The organism is Rhizobium sp. FKL33 (genome assembly GCF_005222915.1).
In the GTDB taxonomy this organism is placed as follows: domain Bacteria; phylum Pseudomonadota; class Alphaproteobacteria; order Rhizobiales; family Rhizobiaceae; genus Rhizobium_E.
The window spans coordinates 100,479-115,275 of record NZ_STFX01000020.1; the positions used below are offsets into that span (position 1 = coordinate 100,479).

Here is a 14,797-nt window from a genome sequence, read left to right on the forward strand (position 1 = left end):
CCGGGCTTTTTATATTCAGCAAAGTTCTTCAGATGCGGCGCAGCGCCTCGGCGTCGGTGATCTGCACCATGCGGCCGCGGATCGAGACGCCTGAGGTCTTGAGCATCGAGAAGGCGCGCGACAGCGCTTCCGGGGCGAGACCGAGCTTGCCGGCGAGCAGGCTCTTCTGGAAGGGCAGGCGGAAGGAGTTGGAATTGCCGGCGCCGCTGTGCTGCAGCATGTCCAGGAGATAATTGGCGACGCGTTGCGGCGCGGTGTGCAGCCGGTCATTGGCGACATTCTCGCGTGCGTCCTGGAGGTGATGGGCGAGCACCCGGAGCAGCGCCATGGAGAATTCCGGCTCCTCAGCCATGATCTGGCGGATCTTCGCGACGTCGAACCGCGCCAGCGTCACCGGCTCCGCCGCCTGCGCGTTGAAGGCGTATTTGCAGCCGAGGAACATCGCGCATTCGCCGAAGGTCTCGCCGGGGCCATACACGCCGATATCGGCTTCTTTCCCGTCGCGGGAGAGTCGGAAGAGCCTGATATAGCCGGAAAGAACCACATAGAAGTTCTCCGCTTCCGCGCCTTCGCGGAACAGGACATCCTTCGCCTCGCCGCTGAACACCGCAGCGCTTTCCAAGACCCGACGAGCAAGCGTCGGATTGAGCCCCGACATCAGCGGCGTGGATAGCAGGATCTCGCGGTCGCGGTGATTCATCTTCAGCATCTTGTTCACGATTGTCCTCCGGAGTTGAACCGAAAATCTTTCCCTTTCATCAAGTGTAGCTAAAAGCCGGCACGGGGAATTGATTTCGATCAATGCTTGGAGTGCGAACAGCAAAAACCCGGCCGAAGCCGGGTTTAAGAATGGTTTTATTCCGCCGCCAACGGCCTGTCGCCGACATCGTTGGCGGGCGGCGTCGTGTTCTTGGACGCCGGCCGCGCCGGACCCGCGTCGAGCGCGTTGAGGCGCTCTTCGAGGCTCGAGATAGTCCGGCTGTTCTCTGTGAGAATACGGGTAAGCTCCACGGTCTCCAACGCCTCGGGTTCGGCTTCGCGCTTGCCCACCAGGCGACCCAGCGCCCAGCCGAGCGCGCGCGAGATATCGTCGATGATCAGGAAGAAGCTCGGCACCACAACCAGCGACAGAACGGTCGATACGATGATGCCGCCGATCACCGCGATCGCCATCGGCGCACGGAAGGCCCCACCTTCGCCGACGCCGAGCGCCGAGGGTAGCATGCCCGCGGACATGGCGATCGAGGTCATGATGATCGGCCGGGCGCGCTTGCGACCCGCCTCCACCATCGCGTCGGAGCGTTTCATGCCCTGATGGATCATCTCGATGGCGAAATCGATCAGAAGGATGGCGTTTTTCGCGACGATGCCCATCAGCATCAGGATGCCGATCAGCACCGGCATCGACAGGGCATTGTTGGTGGCCAACAGCGCCACTGCGACACCGCCGGTGGCGAGAAGCAGCGAGAAGATGATCGTGATCGGCTGCAGCACGTTCTGGAACAGAACCACCAGCACCGTGAACATCAGAAGCAGGCCGAGCAGCATGGCGTTGCCGAAGCCGGCCACCATTTCCTTCTGCACCTTGGCGTCGCCGCTCTCGACGATCTTGACGCTCGGGGGCAGTTTGGCGTCGTCAACGGCCTTTTTGAAGGCGTCGGTCGCGGGGTCGAGCGCTACGCCCTTGGGCAGGCTGGCGCCGACGGTCACCACACGGCTGCGGTCATAGCGCTTAATGACGCTCGGACCTTCCGAATAGCTAATTTCGGCCACCGACGATAGCGGCACTGACGCGCCCGACGCGGTCGGCAGCTTGATGGCGCGCAGTTCAGCCATGCTACGCCTGACCGAGAGATCGAGCTGCACACGGATCGGGATCATGCGGTCGTCGAGATAGACTTTCGACAGCGCCGTATCGACATCGCCGATGGTCGCCACGCGCACGGTTTCCGAAAGCGTGGCGGTGGTGATGCCGAGCCGCGCCATCCGCACCGGATCCGGCTTGATCTGGATTTCCGAGCGCGGCAGAGCGCCTTCCGAGCCGACATTCTGCAGCTTCGGCTCTTGGCGAAGCTTGGCTTCGAGCACGGCCACGGCGTTGTCGAGATCTTCGGCGTTCGACGAGGTGAAATTGAAGGCGATGTCGCGTTCGCCGCGATCGTTCAGCTTGAGGACGCGGGCGTCGGGAATGTCGGCGATCTTCTGGAAGATCTCTTCTTCGATCACCCATTGCGGCACCGTGCGGCCCTTGATCTCCATCTTCGGCACGAACTGACCGACGAGCGGCAGGCGAGCGGCGACGTCGTTGACCAGTTTCTTCAGAAGCGAGTGCTCGATCTTCTTGAGATTGACGTAGATGGCCGCGCGGCGGCGCTCGAGATCGCCCTTGGGGGATGAGCCGCCGAGCACGAAGATGTTTTCGATCGTCGGCATGTCCTTGATGCGCGCATAGATCTCGGACGTTGTGGCGTCGGTTTCGTCGAGCGAAGCGCTGGGCGGCAGTTCGAGCGACAGAATCACGCGGCCGGAATCTTCCGGCGGCATGAAGCTGCCCGGCACCTGCATGAGAAGCGCGAAGGAGCCGAACAATAGACCGAGAGTCACGACAAACGTGCCGTAACGGCCATACCAGCGGCGTGTCAGCGCGCGCACGACAGCCGTATAGCCGCGCATGATCCAGCCGTCGCGGTCATGCTCGTGACCGACATTTGCGTCGGAGGCGCGCATGAGATAGGCCGCCATCAGGGGCGTGATCAATCGCGCCACCGCGAGCGAGAAGAACACCGAGATGGCCACGGTGAGGCCGAATTGGATGAAGTACTGTCCGGCGATGCCGCCCATGAAGGAGACAGGCGCGAAAACGGCGATGATGGTGAAGGTGGTGGCGATCACCGCCAGGCCGATTTCGTCTGCAGCCTCGATCGCCGCCCGATACGGCGTCTTGCCCATCTTGATGTGGCGGGCGATGTTTTCGATCTCGACGATGGCGTCGTCGACCAGAATGCCGGTCGCCAGCGTCAGCGCCAGGAAGCTCACGAGATTGAGCGAGAAGCCTAGCATATCCATGACCCAGAAGGTCGGGATCGCCGACAATGGCAGCGCGACGGCCGAGATCAGCGTGGCGCGCCAGTTCCGCAGGAACAGGAACACCACGATGACGGCGAGGATCGCGCCTTCGATCAGCGTGTGCATGGCGGCTTCGTAATTGCCGTAGGTGAAGTAGACGGCGTCGTCCACAAGCTCGATCCGCACATGCGGGTAGCTCTTGCGGATGGCGTCGAGCTCCGTCGCCACGGTTTCGGCCACTGTCACTTCGCTCGCGCCCTTGGAGCGGAACACCGCGAAAGAGACCACAGGGTTGCCATTGAAGCGCGAGAAAGAGTCGGGCTCCTCATAGGAGTCGCGGATCGTGCCGAGATCGGCAAGCCTCACGAAGCGGCCATTGCCGACGGAAATCGTCGTATCGGCGAGTTGCTTGACGTTGCGCTGGTCGCCGAGGGTTCGGATCGCCTGTTCGGCGCCCGCCAGCTGGCCGCGGCCGGAGCCGAGATCGGCGTTGGTGCTGCGCAGCTGCGCGTTCACATCCGCCGCCGTCACGCCATACGCGTTCAGCTTGTCGGGGTCGAGATCGATCTGCACCTCGCGGTCGACGCCGCCATAGCGATCGATACGGCCGACGCCGGGCTTGCCCTGCAGCGCGCGCTTGACCGTGTCTTCCACGAACCAAGACAATTCCTCGAGCGTCATGTCAGGCGAAGAGACGGCGAAGGTCTGGATGGCCGAGCCTTCGACGTCGATCTTGGTCACTTCAGGCGTGTCGGCGGTGGCCGGCAGGTCGGCCTGGATGCGGTCGACCGCGTCCTTGACGTCCTGCAACGCCTTGTCGGTCGGCACTTCCAGCTTGAAGACGACGGAGGTTGTGGACACGCCGTCATTGACCGTCGACTGCATATAGTCGACGCCGGTGATGCCGGCGACGGCGTCTTCGATTTCGCGCGTCACCTGCGTTTCGAGTTCAGACGGCGAGGCGCCGGATTGGGTGACGCTGACCGAGATGACGGGGACGTCGATATTCGGAAAGCGCGTGATCGGCAGATCGTAGAACGCCTTCAACCCGAGAAACATCAGCAGGAAGAAGGCGAGGATCGGAGCGATCGGATTGCGAATGGACCAGGCGGAGAAGTTCATGTTCCGGGGTCCTCGTCAGTTCGAAGCGGTTTGTTGGGCGCGAACCGGGGCGATGCGGTCGCCGTCGCGCACGAAGACGCCGGCCTTTTCGACCACGACATCCTTGTCCTTCAAGCCGGAAGCGATCTCGACATAGTCGCCGTCTGCGACGCCGGTTTGCACCTTGGTCATGCCGACCACGCCGTCCACGACCTTGCGGACATAGTCGCCGTCCTTTTCGGCCGTCACCGCCGTCAAGGGGAGGGACAGGACCTTGCGCTGCGAGATGATGATCTCCGCGGAGGCAAACATGCCGGCCCGGGCGAGACTGGCGTCCGCGATTGCAATTTTGACCTTGCCGAGACGGCTCGTCTGATCGACCACGGGATCGATGATGCGCACCACGCCTTCGACGCGGGTCGAAGTGCCGGCGATGGAAAGATTGACCTTCTGCCCCTGCTTGAGCTTCAGGAGATCGCCTTCGGCGACATCGGCCTGAAGTTCGATCTTGCCGTCACGGATCAGCGTGAACAGCGGGTTGCCCGAGGCGCTGGCGATGGCGCCGATCTTGGCGTTGCGCTCGGTGACGATCCCGGCGACTGGCGCTTTGAGTTCGGTGCGCGACAGCGACAGCTCAATATCCGCCAGCTGACTGCGCGCGACATCCAGATCCGCCTTGTTGGCGGCGATGGTCTGTTCGGCGGCGCGGGTGCGGGCCTTTGCGGCTTCCGCCTCGGACTGCAACTGCTCGAGCTGGGTCTGCGAAACGGCCTTTGTGCGGATCAGGGTGTCGGCGCGCTCGGCCTGGCGAACGGCTTCGGCTTCATTGGTTCTGGCTTCGGCCAGCTGAGCCTCATACTGGGCGCCCACCGCTTCCGTCTTGGCGATGGTGGCGAGATATTGCTGCCTCTGCAGCTGGAGCGCGTCGCGGCTCAGCGTCGCAAGCACCTGGCCGGCTTGAACCACATCGCCGACATCCGCCTTCAGCTCTTCGATGCGAACGCCTTCCACCTGCGGCTGGACATAGACGGTTTCAACCGGCTGGATTGTGCCGGAGGCGATGACGCGATCGGTGAGCTCCCGCTCGGCGACTTCGGTCACGCGGATGGCCGGAAGATTCTGCGCGGCAGGCGCGGCGGGCGCCGGCGTTTCCGCACCCCATGCGTAGCCGGCCGGCGCGAGCGCCGAGGACGCGATCAAGACAGCGAATATGATGTTTCTAGGCATTCCTGAACTTCCCTGGCCGGTTGGCGCCTGGAACCCTGTTCCTCGGGCGGCTTCAACACATTCAATACGCAAATTGGATGAACCGGGATTTAAACATCCTCGCCGCGGGTCTTCTCGCCAGCGCATCCCTTGAGCGTCTATTTGGCCACGGTTTTGATCCCGCACAAGTGCCGTCAATATGGCATTGACGGCAAATACCAGACCCAGTCTCTGTTAACAAATGTGAATGTCGCTATTATGTCACGGTCAACCCGGTTTTCCGACGCCTCCGCGTTTGGTCAAGCGACGGAACGCAGCAGCATGCCGTAAAGATCGCGCGGCTCGTCCGGATCCGCCAGCAGATCGAGCTCCTCGTAAACGCCATTCGCGGTCAACTGATCCCGCAGGTAACGGAGCGCGGAGAAATCCTCGATGGCGAAGCCGACGCTGTCGAACAGGGTGATCTGGCGGGCGCTCTTTCGTCCTTCGGTCTGGCCGGAAATGACGCGCCAGAGTTCTGTGATCGGATGGTCGCGGTCGAGCTGCTGGATCTCGCCTTCAATCCAGGTCTGGGGCGGATATTCCACGAAGATGTCGGCGCGCAAGACGATGTCGCGGGCGAGCTCCGTTTTGCCCGGGCAGTCGCCGCCCACCGCGTTGATGTGGACGCCTTCGCCGACCATGTTGTCATGCAGCACGGTGGCGCTTTTCTTGTCGGCGGTGACGGTGGTGATGATGTCGGCGCCGGCGACCGCTTCTTCCGCCGTCTTGGCTTCGACGATCGTGAAGCCGCGGTCGGCGAGATTGGCGGCGCATTTGCGGGTGGCGGAGGGGTCGATGTCGTAAAGGCGCAGTTTGTCGATGCCGAGCACGGCCTTGAAGGCCAGCGCCTGGAATTCCGACTGCGCGCCATTGCCGATGATGGCCATGGTCTTTGCGCCCTTGGGAGCGAGATATTTCGCCGCCATGGCCGAGGTCGCCGCCGTGCGCAGCGCCGTCAGAATGGTCATTTCAGTGATCATCAGCGGATAGCCGTTGGACAGATCCGAGAGCACGCCGAAGGCGGTCACGGTCTGGCGGCCGCTGCGGGTGTTGGCGGGATGGCCGTTGACATATTTGAAGCCGTAGAGCGCGCCGTCGCTGGTGGGCATCAGCTCGATCACGCCGTCATCGCAATGGGAGCCGACGCGGGGCGTCTTGTCGAACACCTCCCAGCGGCGGAAGTCCTCTTCGAGATAGGCGACGAGTTCGGTGATGAAGCGTTCGACGCCAATCTTCATGACCAGCTTCATCATGCTGTCGACGCTGACGAAAGGCACGACATTCAGTTTGGGCATCGCGTTCATCAAAAGCTCCTTGTGGGTCTGTCCATCACCTGCTTGCCGAGAAGGCTCGCGGCGAGATCGGCCATCAGGATCGCGGTGCGACCCCGTTCATCGAGAAAAGGGTTGAGTTCGACCAGATCGAGACTGGTGACGAGGCGGCTGTCATGCAGAAGCTCCATCACCAGATGCGCCTCGCGGAAGGTCGCGCCGCCGGGAACGGTTGTGCCGACGGCAGGCGCGATCGACGGGTCGAGAAAATCGACGTCGAGGCTGACATGCAGCAGGCCATTCGCGTCCTTCACCTTTTTCAGGAAGCGCTTCAGCGGGGCGGCGATGCCTTCCTCGTCGATCATGCGCATGTCGACGATGTCGACGCCGGCGGCGGTGATCAGCCGGCGCTCTTCGGGATCGACGCTGCGAATGCCGATCATCGACACGTTGTTGGGGTCGACAGGGGCGACGACGTCAGGGAAATAGCCCTCAAAGCCCGGCTGGCCGGTGAAATAGGCGACCGGCGTGCCGTGCAGATTGCCGCTGTCGGTGGTGTCGAGCGTATGGAAATCGGTATGGGCGTCGAGCCAGAGCACGAAAAGCGGTCGGCCCAGCATTTGCGCCCGGCGCGCAACGCCGGTAACCGTGCCGGCAGAGAGACTGTGGTCGCCACCCATGAACACGGGAAAGCCGTCTTCGGTCGCCTCAAAGGCGGCGGCGTCCAGCGCTTCGATCCAGGCGATGGTCTGGTCGAGCTTCTTGATCGCCTTGTTGGGGTGGCTGTGCTGGCGCGGCGCCATGGGCTTCACGTCGCCCGTGTCGACCACCTGATGGCCGAGTTCGGTCAGGCTTTCGGCCAGACCCGCCGCCCGATAGGCCGCCGGCCCCATATCGCATCCCTTGCGTCCCGCTCCATCCTGAACCGGCGCGCCAACGAGTTTCACCAGCATCGCTAACCCCTCTTCACTTGCCATGATTTGACCATCGTCATCTGGCGAAGTGAACAGAGATAATTGGCAAAAGAGCCGCTATGGCTTATCAAAATGGCAAATCAAACCGACAGGTTCCGCCATGGACGAGTTAGACCAGAAACTCATCACGCTTCTCAGGCACAATGCGCGGCGGAGCATTTCCGACCTCGCGATAGAACTGGGGGCTGCGCGGGCGACCGTGCGCAGCCGCATGGAGCGGCTGGAGGAGACAGGGGAGATCGTCGGCTATACGGTGATCCTGCGCTCGGACACCAGCGCGCTGCCGGTGCGCGGCATCATGATGATTGAGGTCGAGGGCCACAAGACCGAGCGCGTGCTGAAGGCGCTCAACGGCTTTTCGGAAATTTCCGCCGTCCACACCACCCATGGGCAGTGGGACCTGGTGGCGGAACTGGGCGCCGCCGACCTGCCCGGCTTCGACGAATTGCTCAAGCGCATCCGTCTCGTGCCGGGGGTGGCGAGCAGCGAGACGACGCTCTATCTCACCACGCCGCGCAGCACGCGGGCGCGGCTCTGAAACGACAATGGCGGGGCCGAGCCCCGCCATTGATGATCTTGATGTGAAACCCGATCAGGACTTCAGCACATCCACGCCCGGCAGCGGTTTGCCTTCCATCCATTCCAGGAATGCGCCGCCTGCGGTCGAGACATAGGTGAAGTCGTCGGCGACGTCGGCATGATTGAGCGCCGAGACGGTGTCGCCGCCGCCGGCGACGGAGACGAGCTTGCCGGCCTTGGTCTCTTCGGCGGCGAACTTCGCGACCGAGACGGTGGCGGTGTCGAAAGGCCCGATTTCGAAAGCGCCGAGCGGGCCGTTCCACACCAGCGTTTCCGCCTTGGCGATCCAGTCGTTCACCGCCTTGATCGAGTCCGGGCCGACATCGAGCGCCATGGCGTCGGCGGGAATTGCGGCGACGGCGACGGTTTCATTGGTCGCATTGGCCTTGAACTCGCGGGCCACGACGACGTCGGTGGGCAGCACGATGGCGCAGCCGGCGTCCTGCGCTTCGGCCAGGATCGCCTTGGCGGTGTCGGCCAGATCATGCTCGCAGAGCGACTTGCCGACATCGATCCCTTGGGCGGCCAGGAAGGTGTTGGCCATGCCGCCGCCGATCACCAGCGCGTCGACCTTGCGGACGAGATTCTTGAGCAGGTCGATCTTGGTCGAGACCTTGGCGCCGCCGACAATCGCCACCACCGGACGCTTCGGATTGCCGAGGCCGGCTTCCAGCGCTTCGAGTTCGGCCTGCATGGTGCGGCCTGCATAGGCTGGCAGATGATGCGCGAGGCCTTCGGTGGAGGCATGGGCGCGATGGGCGGCCGAGAAGGCGTCGTTGACATAGATGTCGCCATTGGCGGCCAGCGCCTTGACGAAGTCCGGATCGTTCTTCTCTTCACCCTTGTGGAAGCGGGTGTTTTCCAGCAGCAGGATGCCGCCGTCTTCGAGCGAAGCGACCGCAGAGCTTGCCGCGTCGCCGATGCAGTCGCTGGCGAAATGCACGCGACGATCGAGCACGGCTTCGACGGCGGACTGAATGACGGCCAGCGAGAATTCCGCTTCCGGACCGCTCTTGGGACGGCCGAAATGGGCGAGCAGGATCACCTTGGCGCCTTTGTCCGACAGTTCGAGGATCGTCGGCGCGACGCGCTCGATGCGGGTGGCATCGGTGACTTTGCCGTCCTTGCAGGGCACGTTGAGATCGACGCGGACCAGAACGCGTTTGCCGGAAATGTCGGTGAGATCATCGAGGGTCTTGAAGGACGCCATGTTCTTTCCATTCGCTTGGGTGGGGTTTCCGGTGCGGACCATACACCGCCGCGCGACGGATTCAAGCGCTCATTGCCCTGCTCAGGCGCCAGCGGATCGCGCCTTCAGCCGCGCCCAGAGATCCCGGAAATTCAGGAACAATGGCAGCTTTCCACCCGGATCGACCGACTCCATCGAGATTCCGATGGACGAGATATGATTGTGCTCGTCGATGTCGCGCACGATCAGAATAATCGAGCCGAAACGCACGCGATCGGCATATTCGGCGCGTCCGCCGAGCCGCGCCATCATCAACTCGCCCACGGTCATCGACTTCTCGATCTCGGTCAGAAGCCCTGGCCCATAGGCCGCGTCGAGTTCGCGGGCAGGGCGACCGGGAGAGATCGAGAAAGTGCCGAAGAACTGTTCGTCTTCGGGGTCCAACTCCGCCTTGTCGGCGAAGAGCTTGTCGAGCAGCGGAATGAAAGCGGGGGTGACGAAGAGATAGACGATATCATTCTCTTTCAGCCGTCCCGCATATTGGTAGCGCATCGACCTGCTGTCGCGGATGACCAGCGACGGCATGGCCCAGCGCGGCAGGCGGGCGCCGTTGGCCACCGGGCAGCCGGAGATGACGCGATAGGAGACGAGTTCGTGATTGACGGCGCGAGGCAGATCGAGCTCGAGACGGTCGACGGAGCCGACCTGCTTGGGGATGATCAGGCCCAGGCGCTTGGCGATCGGCTTGATCGTCCAGCCCTGCACGATCAGCGACACCAGCACGATGATGAAGGTGATGTTGAAGAAGGCCTGGCCGTTTTCCAGGCCGTTGATGATCGGCAGGATCGACAGCAGAATTGAGACTGCCCCGCGCAAGCCGACCCAGGCGACGAAGGTGATTTCCTTCTGGTGGAAATCGAAGGGCAGCATGCAGAGCCAGACGGCGATCGGCCGGGCGAACAGGATCAGGAACAGGCCGAGAAGCACGGCCGGAATCGCGATGATATGAAATTCGGACGGGGTGGCCAAAAGGCCGAGCATGATGAACATAATGATCTGGGCGAGCCAGGTCATGCCTTCCTGGAAGCGCTTGATGGCGAGTTTCGCCTGCACCTCGCGATTGCCGGCGAAGAGGCCTGCGACATAGACGGCCAGGAAGCCGCTGCCGCCGATCACGCCCGTGAAGGAGAACACCAGAAGCGACAGCGCCAGCACGAGGATGGGCGCCAGCCCCTTGTCTTGAACGAAGCGGTTGGCGACGGTGACGATGATCCAGCCTCCGGCCAGGCCGCTGATCACGCCGATGCCCATTTCTTCGAAGAAACTCAGCAGCACATGCCAGTCGAGATCGGCGACGCCATGGCCGCCGGCGACGAGTTCGACCAGGGTGACGGTCAGGAAGATCGCCATGGGGTCGTTGGTGCCCGATTCCACTTCCAGCGTCGAGGTGATCTGGTCGCGAATGTTGACGCCGCCGATCCGGAGCAGGAAAAACACCGCCGCCGCGTCCGTCGACGCCACGATCGAGCCGAGCAGCAGGCCTTCGAGGAAGGAAAAGCCGAGCAGCGCCATGGCGCCCAATGCGAAGAGGCCTGCGGTGATCAGGACGCCAAAGGTGGCCAGCGAAATCGCGGGCAGCGCAGCGATGCGGAAGGCGCGGATCGGCGTGCCGAAACCGGAGTCGAACAGGATGACGGCCAGCGCCAGCGAGCCCAGCCAGTAGGCGGCCTGGTTGTTGGAAAAATTGATCCCGAGGCCGTCAACGCCGGTGAGAAGGCCGATGCCGAGGAAGAGCAGCAGAAGGGGCGCGCCGAAGCGAAAGGCGATCAGGGAGGACATGGCGGCGAGAAGCACCAGCGACGCGCCGACCAGAACGACCAGGTAAAACCCTTCCAAACCCGTCTTCTCCACACAATGCGCCCATTCGAGCGGGGCGCGCTCGTCACCATAATCTGTTCAAATCATTGAGCCGCAACCGGAATTTGGGGCGGCAACGCGAACGGCGCTCCGCGCCGACGGCAAATCATCAGGCCCATATTGGACGACAATGAGGCTGTTGTCACACGCAAAGAAGAAAATTTTGCGTTGCAAAATGTCCCGCGATCAAGTCGAGCGGCAATAGATGCGGATGCCGGGCAAGGATAGGCTCAAAAGAAAACGCCCGCGGCTAATGCCGCGGGCGAATGAGCGTCAATGGATCCGGAAGATCGGGATCAGATGAGCTTGGCGAAGGCGACGGCGGTGTCGCACATGCGGTTCGAGAAGCCCCATTCATTGTCGTACCAGGTCAGGATACGAACGAAATTGCCTTCCATGACCTTGGTCTGGTCGATCGCGAAGATCGAGGAGTGGGAGTCATGGTTGAAGTCGCGCGACACGAGCGGCTCTTCGGTATAGCCGAGCACGCCCTTGAGCGGGCCGTCGGCGGCAGCCTTGATGGCGTCGTTGATTTCCTGCGCGGTGGTGTTGCGCTTGGCGACGAATTTCAGGTCGACGACCGAGACGTTCGGGGTCGGCACACGGACCGACGAACCGTCGAGCTTGCCCTTGAGTTCCGGCAGCACGAGGCCGACGGCCTTGGCGGCGCCGGTCGAGGTCGGGATCATCGAGAGAGCGGCGGCGCGGGCGCGGTACAGATCCTTGTGCATCTGGTCGAGCGACGGCTGGTCGTTGGTGTAGGAGTGGATCGTGGTCATGAAGCCATGATCGACGCCGACGAGGTCGTTGAGCACCTTCACCACCGGCACCAGGCAGTTGGTGGTGCAGGAGGCGTTGGAGATGACCAGGTGATCCTTGGTCAGCTTGTCATGGTTGACGCCGTAGACGACGGTCAGGTCGGCGCCGTCGGCCGGTGCCGAGACGATGACGCGCTTGGCGCCGGCGGTCAGGTGAGCGGCGGCCTTGTCGCGGCTGGTGAAGATGCCGGTGCATTCGAAGGCGATGTCGACGCCGAGTTCGGCATGCGGAAGCGTGGCCGGATCCTTGACGGCGGTCACCTTGATCGGCTTGCCGCCATTGATGATGATGGCGTCGCCTTCGACCTTCACATCAGCCGGGAAACGGCCATGGATCGAGTCGTAGCGCAGAAGATGCGCATTGGTTTCGACCGGGCCGAGGTCGTTGATGGACACGACTTCGATGTCGGTGCGGCCGGATTCGACGATCGCGCGCAGGACGTTGCGGCCGATGCGGCCAAATCCGTTGATGCTTACCTTGATAGCCATAGTGCTATTTCTCCGCTTGGGACGTGATGGGACGGTCATAGGGCGGCAGACCGGCCTTGCAGCCGGTCTGCCGCGTAGATCAGGCGAGCTTGGCGACGACGGCGTCGGCGATCGCTTCCGGCGTGATGCCGAAATAGCTGTAAAGCTCCTTGTACGGGCCGGAAGCGCCGAAGCCCTTCATGCCCACGAACACGCCGTCGGAGCCGATGAAGCGGTCCCAGCCCTGGCGGATGGCGGCTTCGACGCCGACCTTGACCTTGGCCGAGCCGAGGACGGAGGCCTTGTATTCGTCCGACTGGGCTTCGAACAGTTCGAAGCTCGGCGCCGAGACGACGCGGGCTGCGATACCCTTGTCGGCGAGCAGCGCCTTGGCCTTCACGGCGATTTCGACTTCCGAACCGGAGGCGAAGATGGTCGCCTGGGCGTCGGCGGCGTCCTGCAGCACATAAGCGCCCTTGGCCGAGAGATTTTCGGCCGAATAGGTGGTGCGCATGGCGGCGAGGTTCTGGCGGGTGAGCGCGATGCCCGAGGGATGATCCTTGGCTTCGAGCGCGGCCTGCCAGCATTCCACCGTCTCGGTGGCGTCTGCCGGGCGGAACATCACCAGGTTCGGGATGGCGCGCAGCGCGGCCATCTGTTCCACCGGCTGGTGGGTCGGGCCGTCTTCGCCCAGCCCGATCGAGTCATGCGTCAGCACATGGATGACGCGGATGCCCATCAGCGCGGCGAGGCGGATCGACGGACGGCAATAGTCCGAGAAGATCAGGAAGCCGCCGGAATAGGGGATCAGGCCGCCGTGCAGCGCAATCCCGTTCATCGCCGCCGCCATCCCATGTTCGCGGATGCCGTAATGCAGGTAACGGCCCGAGAAATCGGTGGGGGTGATCGAGGCGGTCTGGCTGGTCTTGGTGTTGTTGGAGCCGGTCAGGTCGGCCGAGCCGCCGATCGTCTCGGCGACCACGCCGTTGATGACTTCCAGCGCGTCCTCGGAGGCCTTGCGGGTTGCGACCGTCGGCTTGGTTTCGGCTAGCTTCTGCTTGTAGGCCGACACGGCGCCCGAAAGGGCAGCCGGCAATTCGCCGACGAAGCGGCGGTTGAACTCGTCCTTCTTGGCCGATGCCTGCAGGCGACTGGCCCAGGCCTTATGCGCATCGGCGGAGCGAGTTCCGGATTCGCGCCAGGCCGAGAGCACGTCGGCGGGCACCACGAAGGCTTCCGATTCCCAGTTCAGCGCCTTGCGGGCTGCGGCGATTTCGTCGGCGCCGAGCGGCGAGCCGTGCACCTTGTGGGTGCCGGCCTTGTTGGGGGCGCCGAAACCGATCACCGTCTTGCAGGCGATCAGGGTGGGCTTATCGGACTTCTGGGCGGTTTCGATCGCGGCGGCGATCGCTTCCGGATCATGGCCGTCGACGGCGATGGTGTTCCAGCCCGAGGCGCGGAAGCGGGCGTGCTGGTCGGTGGAGTCGGCCATGGAGACCGCGCCATCGATGGTGATATTGTTGTCGTCCCAGAAGACGATCAGCTTGTTGAGCTTGAGATGGCCGGCCAGCGAAATCGCTTCCTGGCTGATGCCTTCCATCAGGCAGCCGTCGCCGGCGAGCACATAGGTGAAGTGATCCTGAAGATCGCTTCCGAATTCCAGCTCGAGCTTCTTTTCGGCGATCGCCATGCCGACGGCGGTGGCGATGCCCTGGCCGAGCGGACCGGTGGTCGTCTCGATGCCGGAAGCGTGGCCGTATTCGGGGTGGCCGGCGGTCTTGGCGTGCAGTTGGCGGAACGACTTGATGTCGTCGATCGTCATGTCCTCATAGCCGGTGAGGTAGAGGAGCGAATAGAGCAGCATCGAGCCATGGCCGGCGGACAGCACGAAGCGGTCGCGGTCGGGCCAGTTCGGAGCCTTGGGGTCGAATTTCAGATAGCGGGTGAACAGCACAGTCGCCACATCGGCAGCGCCCATCGGCAGGCCAGGATGACCCGAATTGGCCTTTTCCACGGCGTCCATGGAGAGGAAACGGATCGCATTCGCCATCCGGTCGTGTGTTTCGCGTGAGATCATGTCGTCGACGGCTCCGGAAAATGGAAGGAGGCAGCCTTGTCGACTGCCGTCAAAGCAGGGGACACATAGCAGTTGGGCGGACTGAGTCA

At 63.0% G+C, this 14,797-nt stretch carries 10 protein-coding genes; 1 reads left to right on the top strand and 9 read right to left on the bottom strand.

Going from position 1 to position 14,797, the window contains the following annotated elements; genetic code table 11:
• Nucleotides 1-28: 28 nt before the first annotated feature.
• The 5 genes from E8Q41_RS12905 to rocF form a co-directional block, all read right to left on the bottom strand.
• Nucleotides 29-709: a Crp/Fnr family transcriptional regulator gene (locus E8Q41_RS12905; protein ID WP_137156007.1), complete on the bottom strand. Its 681-nt coding sequence runs from the start codon at nt 707-709 to the stop codon at nt 29-31.
• A 146-nt stretch (nt 710-855) separates the two neighbouring features.
• Nucleotides 856-4,188, bottom strand: a complete 3,333-nt coding sequence (locus E8Q41_RS12910; RefSeq protein WP_137155957.1) for an efflux RND transporter permease subunit — start codon at nt 4,186-4,188, stop codon at nt 856-858.
• A gap of 15 nt (nt 4,189-4,203) precedes the next feature.
• Nucleotides 4,204-5,394: an efflux RND transporter periplasmic adaptor subunit gene (locus tag E8Q41_RS12915; RefSeq protein ID WP_137155958.1), complete on the bottom strand. Its 1,191-nt coding sequence runs from the start codon at nt 5,392-5,394 to the stop codon at nt 4,204-4,206.
• 278 nt (nt 5,395-5,672) lie between these two features.
• Nucleotides 5,673-6,719: an ornithine cyclodeaminase gene (locus E8Q41_RS12920; RefSeq protein ID WP_137155959.1), complete on the bottom strand. Its 1,047-nt coding sequence runs from the start codon at nt 6,717-6,719 to the stop codon at nt 5,673-5,675.
• Nucleotides 6,719-7,639, bottom strand: coding sequence for an arginase (gene rocF, locus E8Q41_RS12925; protein WP_137155960.1), 921 nt, complete (start codon nt 7,637-7,639; stop codon nt 6,719-6,721). Before rocF ends, E8Q41_RS12920 begins: the two co-directional genes overlap by 1 nt.
• Nucleotides 7,640-7,760: 121 nt before the next feature.
• Between rocF and E8Q41_RS12930 the strand changes: the two genes are divergently transcribed.
• On the top strand, nt 7,761-8,198 hold the full coding sequence (locus tag E8Q41_RS12930; protein ID WP_137155961.1) for an Lrp/AsnC family transcriptional regulator: 438 nt from the start codon (nt 7,761-7,763) through the stop codon (nt 8,196-8,198).
• A 54-nt stretch (nt 8,199-8,252) separates the two neighbouring features.
• Here E8Q41_RS12930 and E8Q41_RS12935 read toward each other — a convergent pair whose 3' ends face one another.
• From E8Q41_RS12935 to tkt, 4 genes are all read right to left on the bottom strand, one after another.
• Nucleotides 8,253-9,449 (bottom strand): phosphoglycerate kinase, encoded by a 1,197-nt coding sequence (locus E8Q41_RS12935; RefSeq protein ID WP_137155962.1) that lies wholly within the window; start codon nt 9,447-9,449, stop codon nt 8,253-8,255.
• A gap of 81 nt (nt 9,450-9,530) precedes the next feature.
• Nucleotides 9,531-11,324, bottom strand: a complete 1,794-nt coding sequence (locus E8Q41_RS12940; RefSeq protein ID WP_137155963.1) for a potassium/proton antiporter — start codon at nt 11,322-11,324, stop codon at nt 9,531-9,533.
• A gap of 317 nt (nt 11,325-11,641) precedes the next feature.
• Nucleotides 11,642-12,652 (bottom strand): type I glyceraldehyde-3-phosphate dehydrogenase, encoded by a 1,011-nt coding sequence (gene gap / locus E8Q41_RS12945; protein WP_137155964.1) that lies wholly within the window; start codon nt 12,650-12,652, stop codon nt 11,642-11,644.
• Between the two features lie 79 nt (nt 12,653-12,731).
• Complete coding sequence (gene tkt / locus E8Q41_RS12950; RefSeq protein WP_137155965.1) at nt 12,732-14,708, bottom strand: transketolase; 1,977 nt, start codon at nt 14,706-14,708, stop codon at nt 12,732-12,734.
• Nucleotides 14,709-14,797: the final 89 nt, after the last annotated feature.

Bases quoted from the DNA above. Each gene is read 5' to 3' on its own strand.
- E8Q41_RS12910 (WP_137155957.1), bottom strand. From the start codon at position 4,188: ATGAACTTCTCCGCCTGGTCCATTCGCAATCCGATCGCTCCGATCCTC.
- rocF (WP_137155960.1), bottom strand. From the start codon at position 7,639: ATGCTGGTGAAACTCGTTGGCGCGCCGGTTCAGGATGGAGCGGGACGC.
- E8Q41_RS12930 (WP_137155961.1), top strand. From the start codon at position 7,761: ATGGACGAGTTAGACCAGAAACTCATCACGCTTCTCAGGCACAATGCG.
- E8Q41_RS12905 (WP_137156007.1), bottom strand. From the start codon at position 709: ATGCTGAAGATGAATCACCGCGACCGCGAGATCCTGCTATCCACGCCG.
- tkt (WP_137155965.1), bottom strand. From the start codon at position 14,708: ATGATCTCACGCGAAACACACGACCGGATGGCGAATGCGATCCGTTTC.
- E8Q41_RS12915 (WP_137155958.1), bottom strand. From the start codon at position 5,394: ATGCCTAGAAACATCATATTCGCTGTCTTGATCGCGTCCTCGGCGCTC.
- gap (WP_137155964.1), bottom strand. From the start codon at position 12,652: ATGGCTATCAAGGTAAGCATCAACGGATTTGGCCGCATCGGCCGCAAC.
- E8Q41_RS12920 (WP_137155959.1), bottom strand. From the start codon at position 6,719: ATGAACGCGATGCCCAAACTGAATGTCGTGCCTTTCGTCAGCGTCGAC.
- E8Q41_RS12935 (WP_137155962.1), bottom strand. From the start codon at position 9,449: ATGGCGTCCTTCAAGACCCTCGATGATCTCACCGACATTTCCGGCAAA.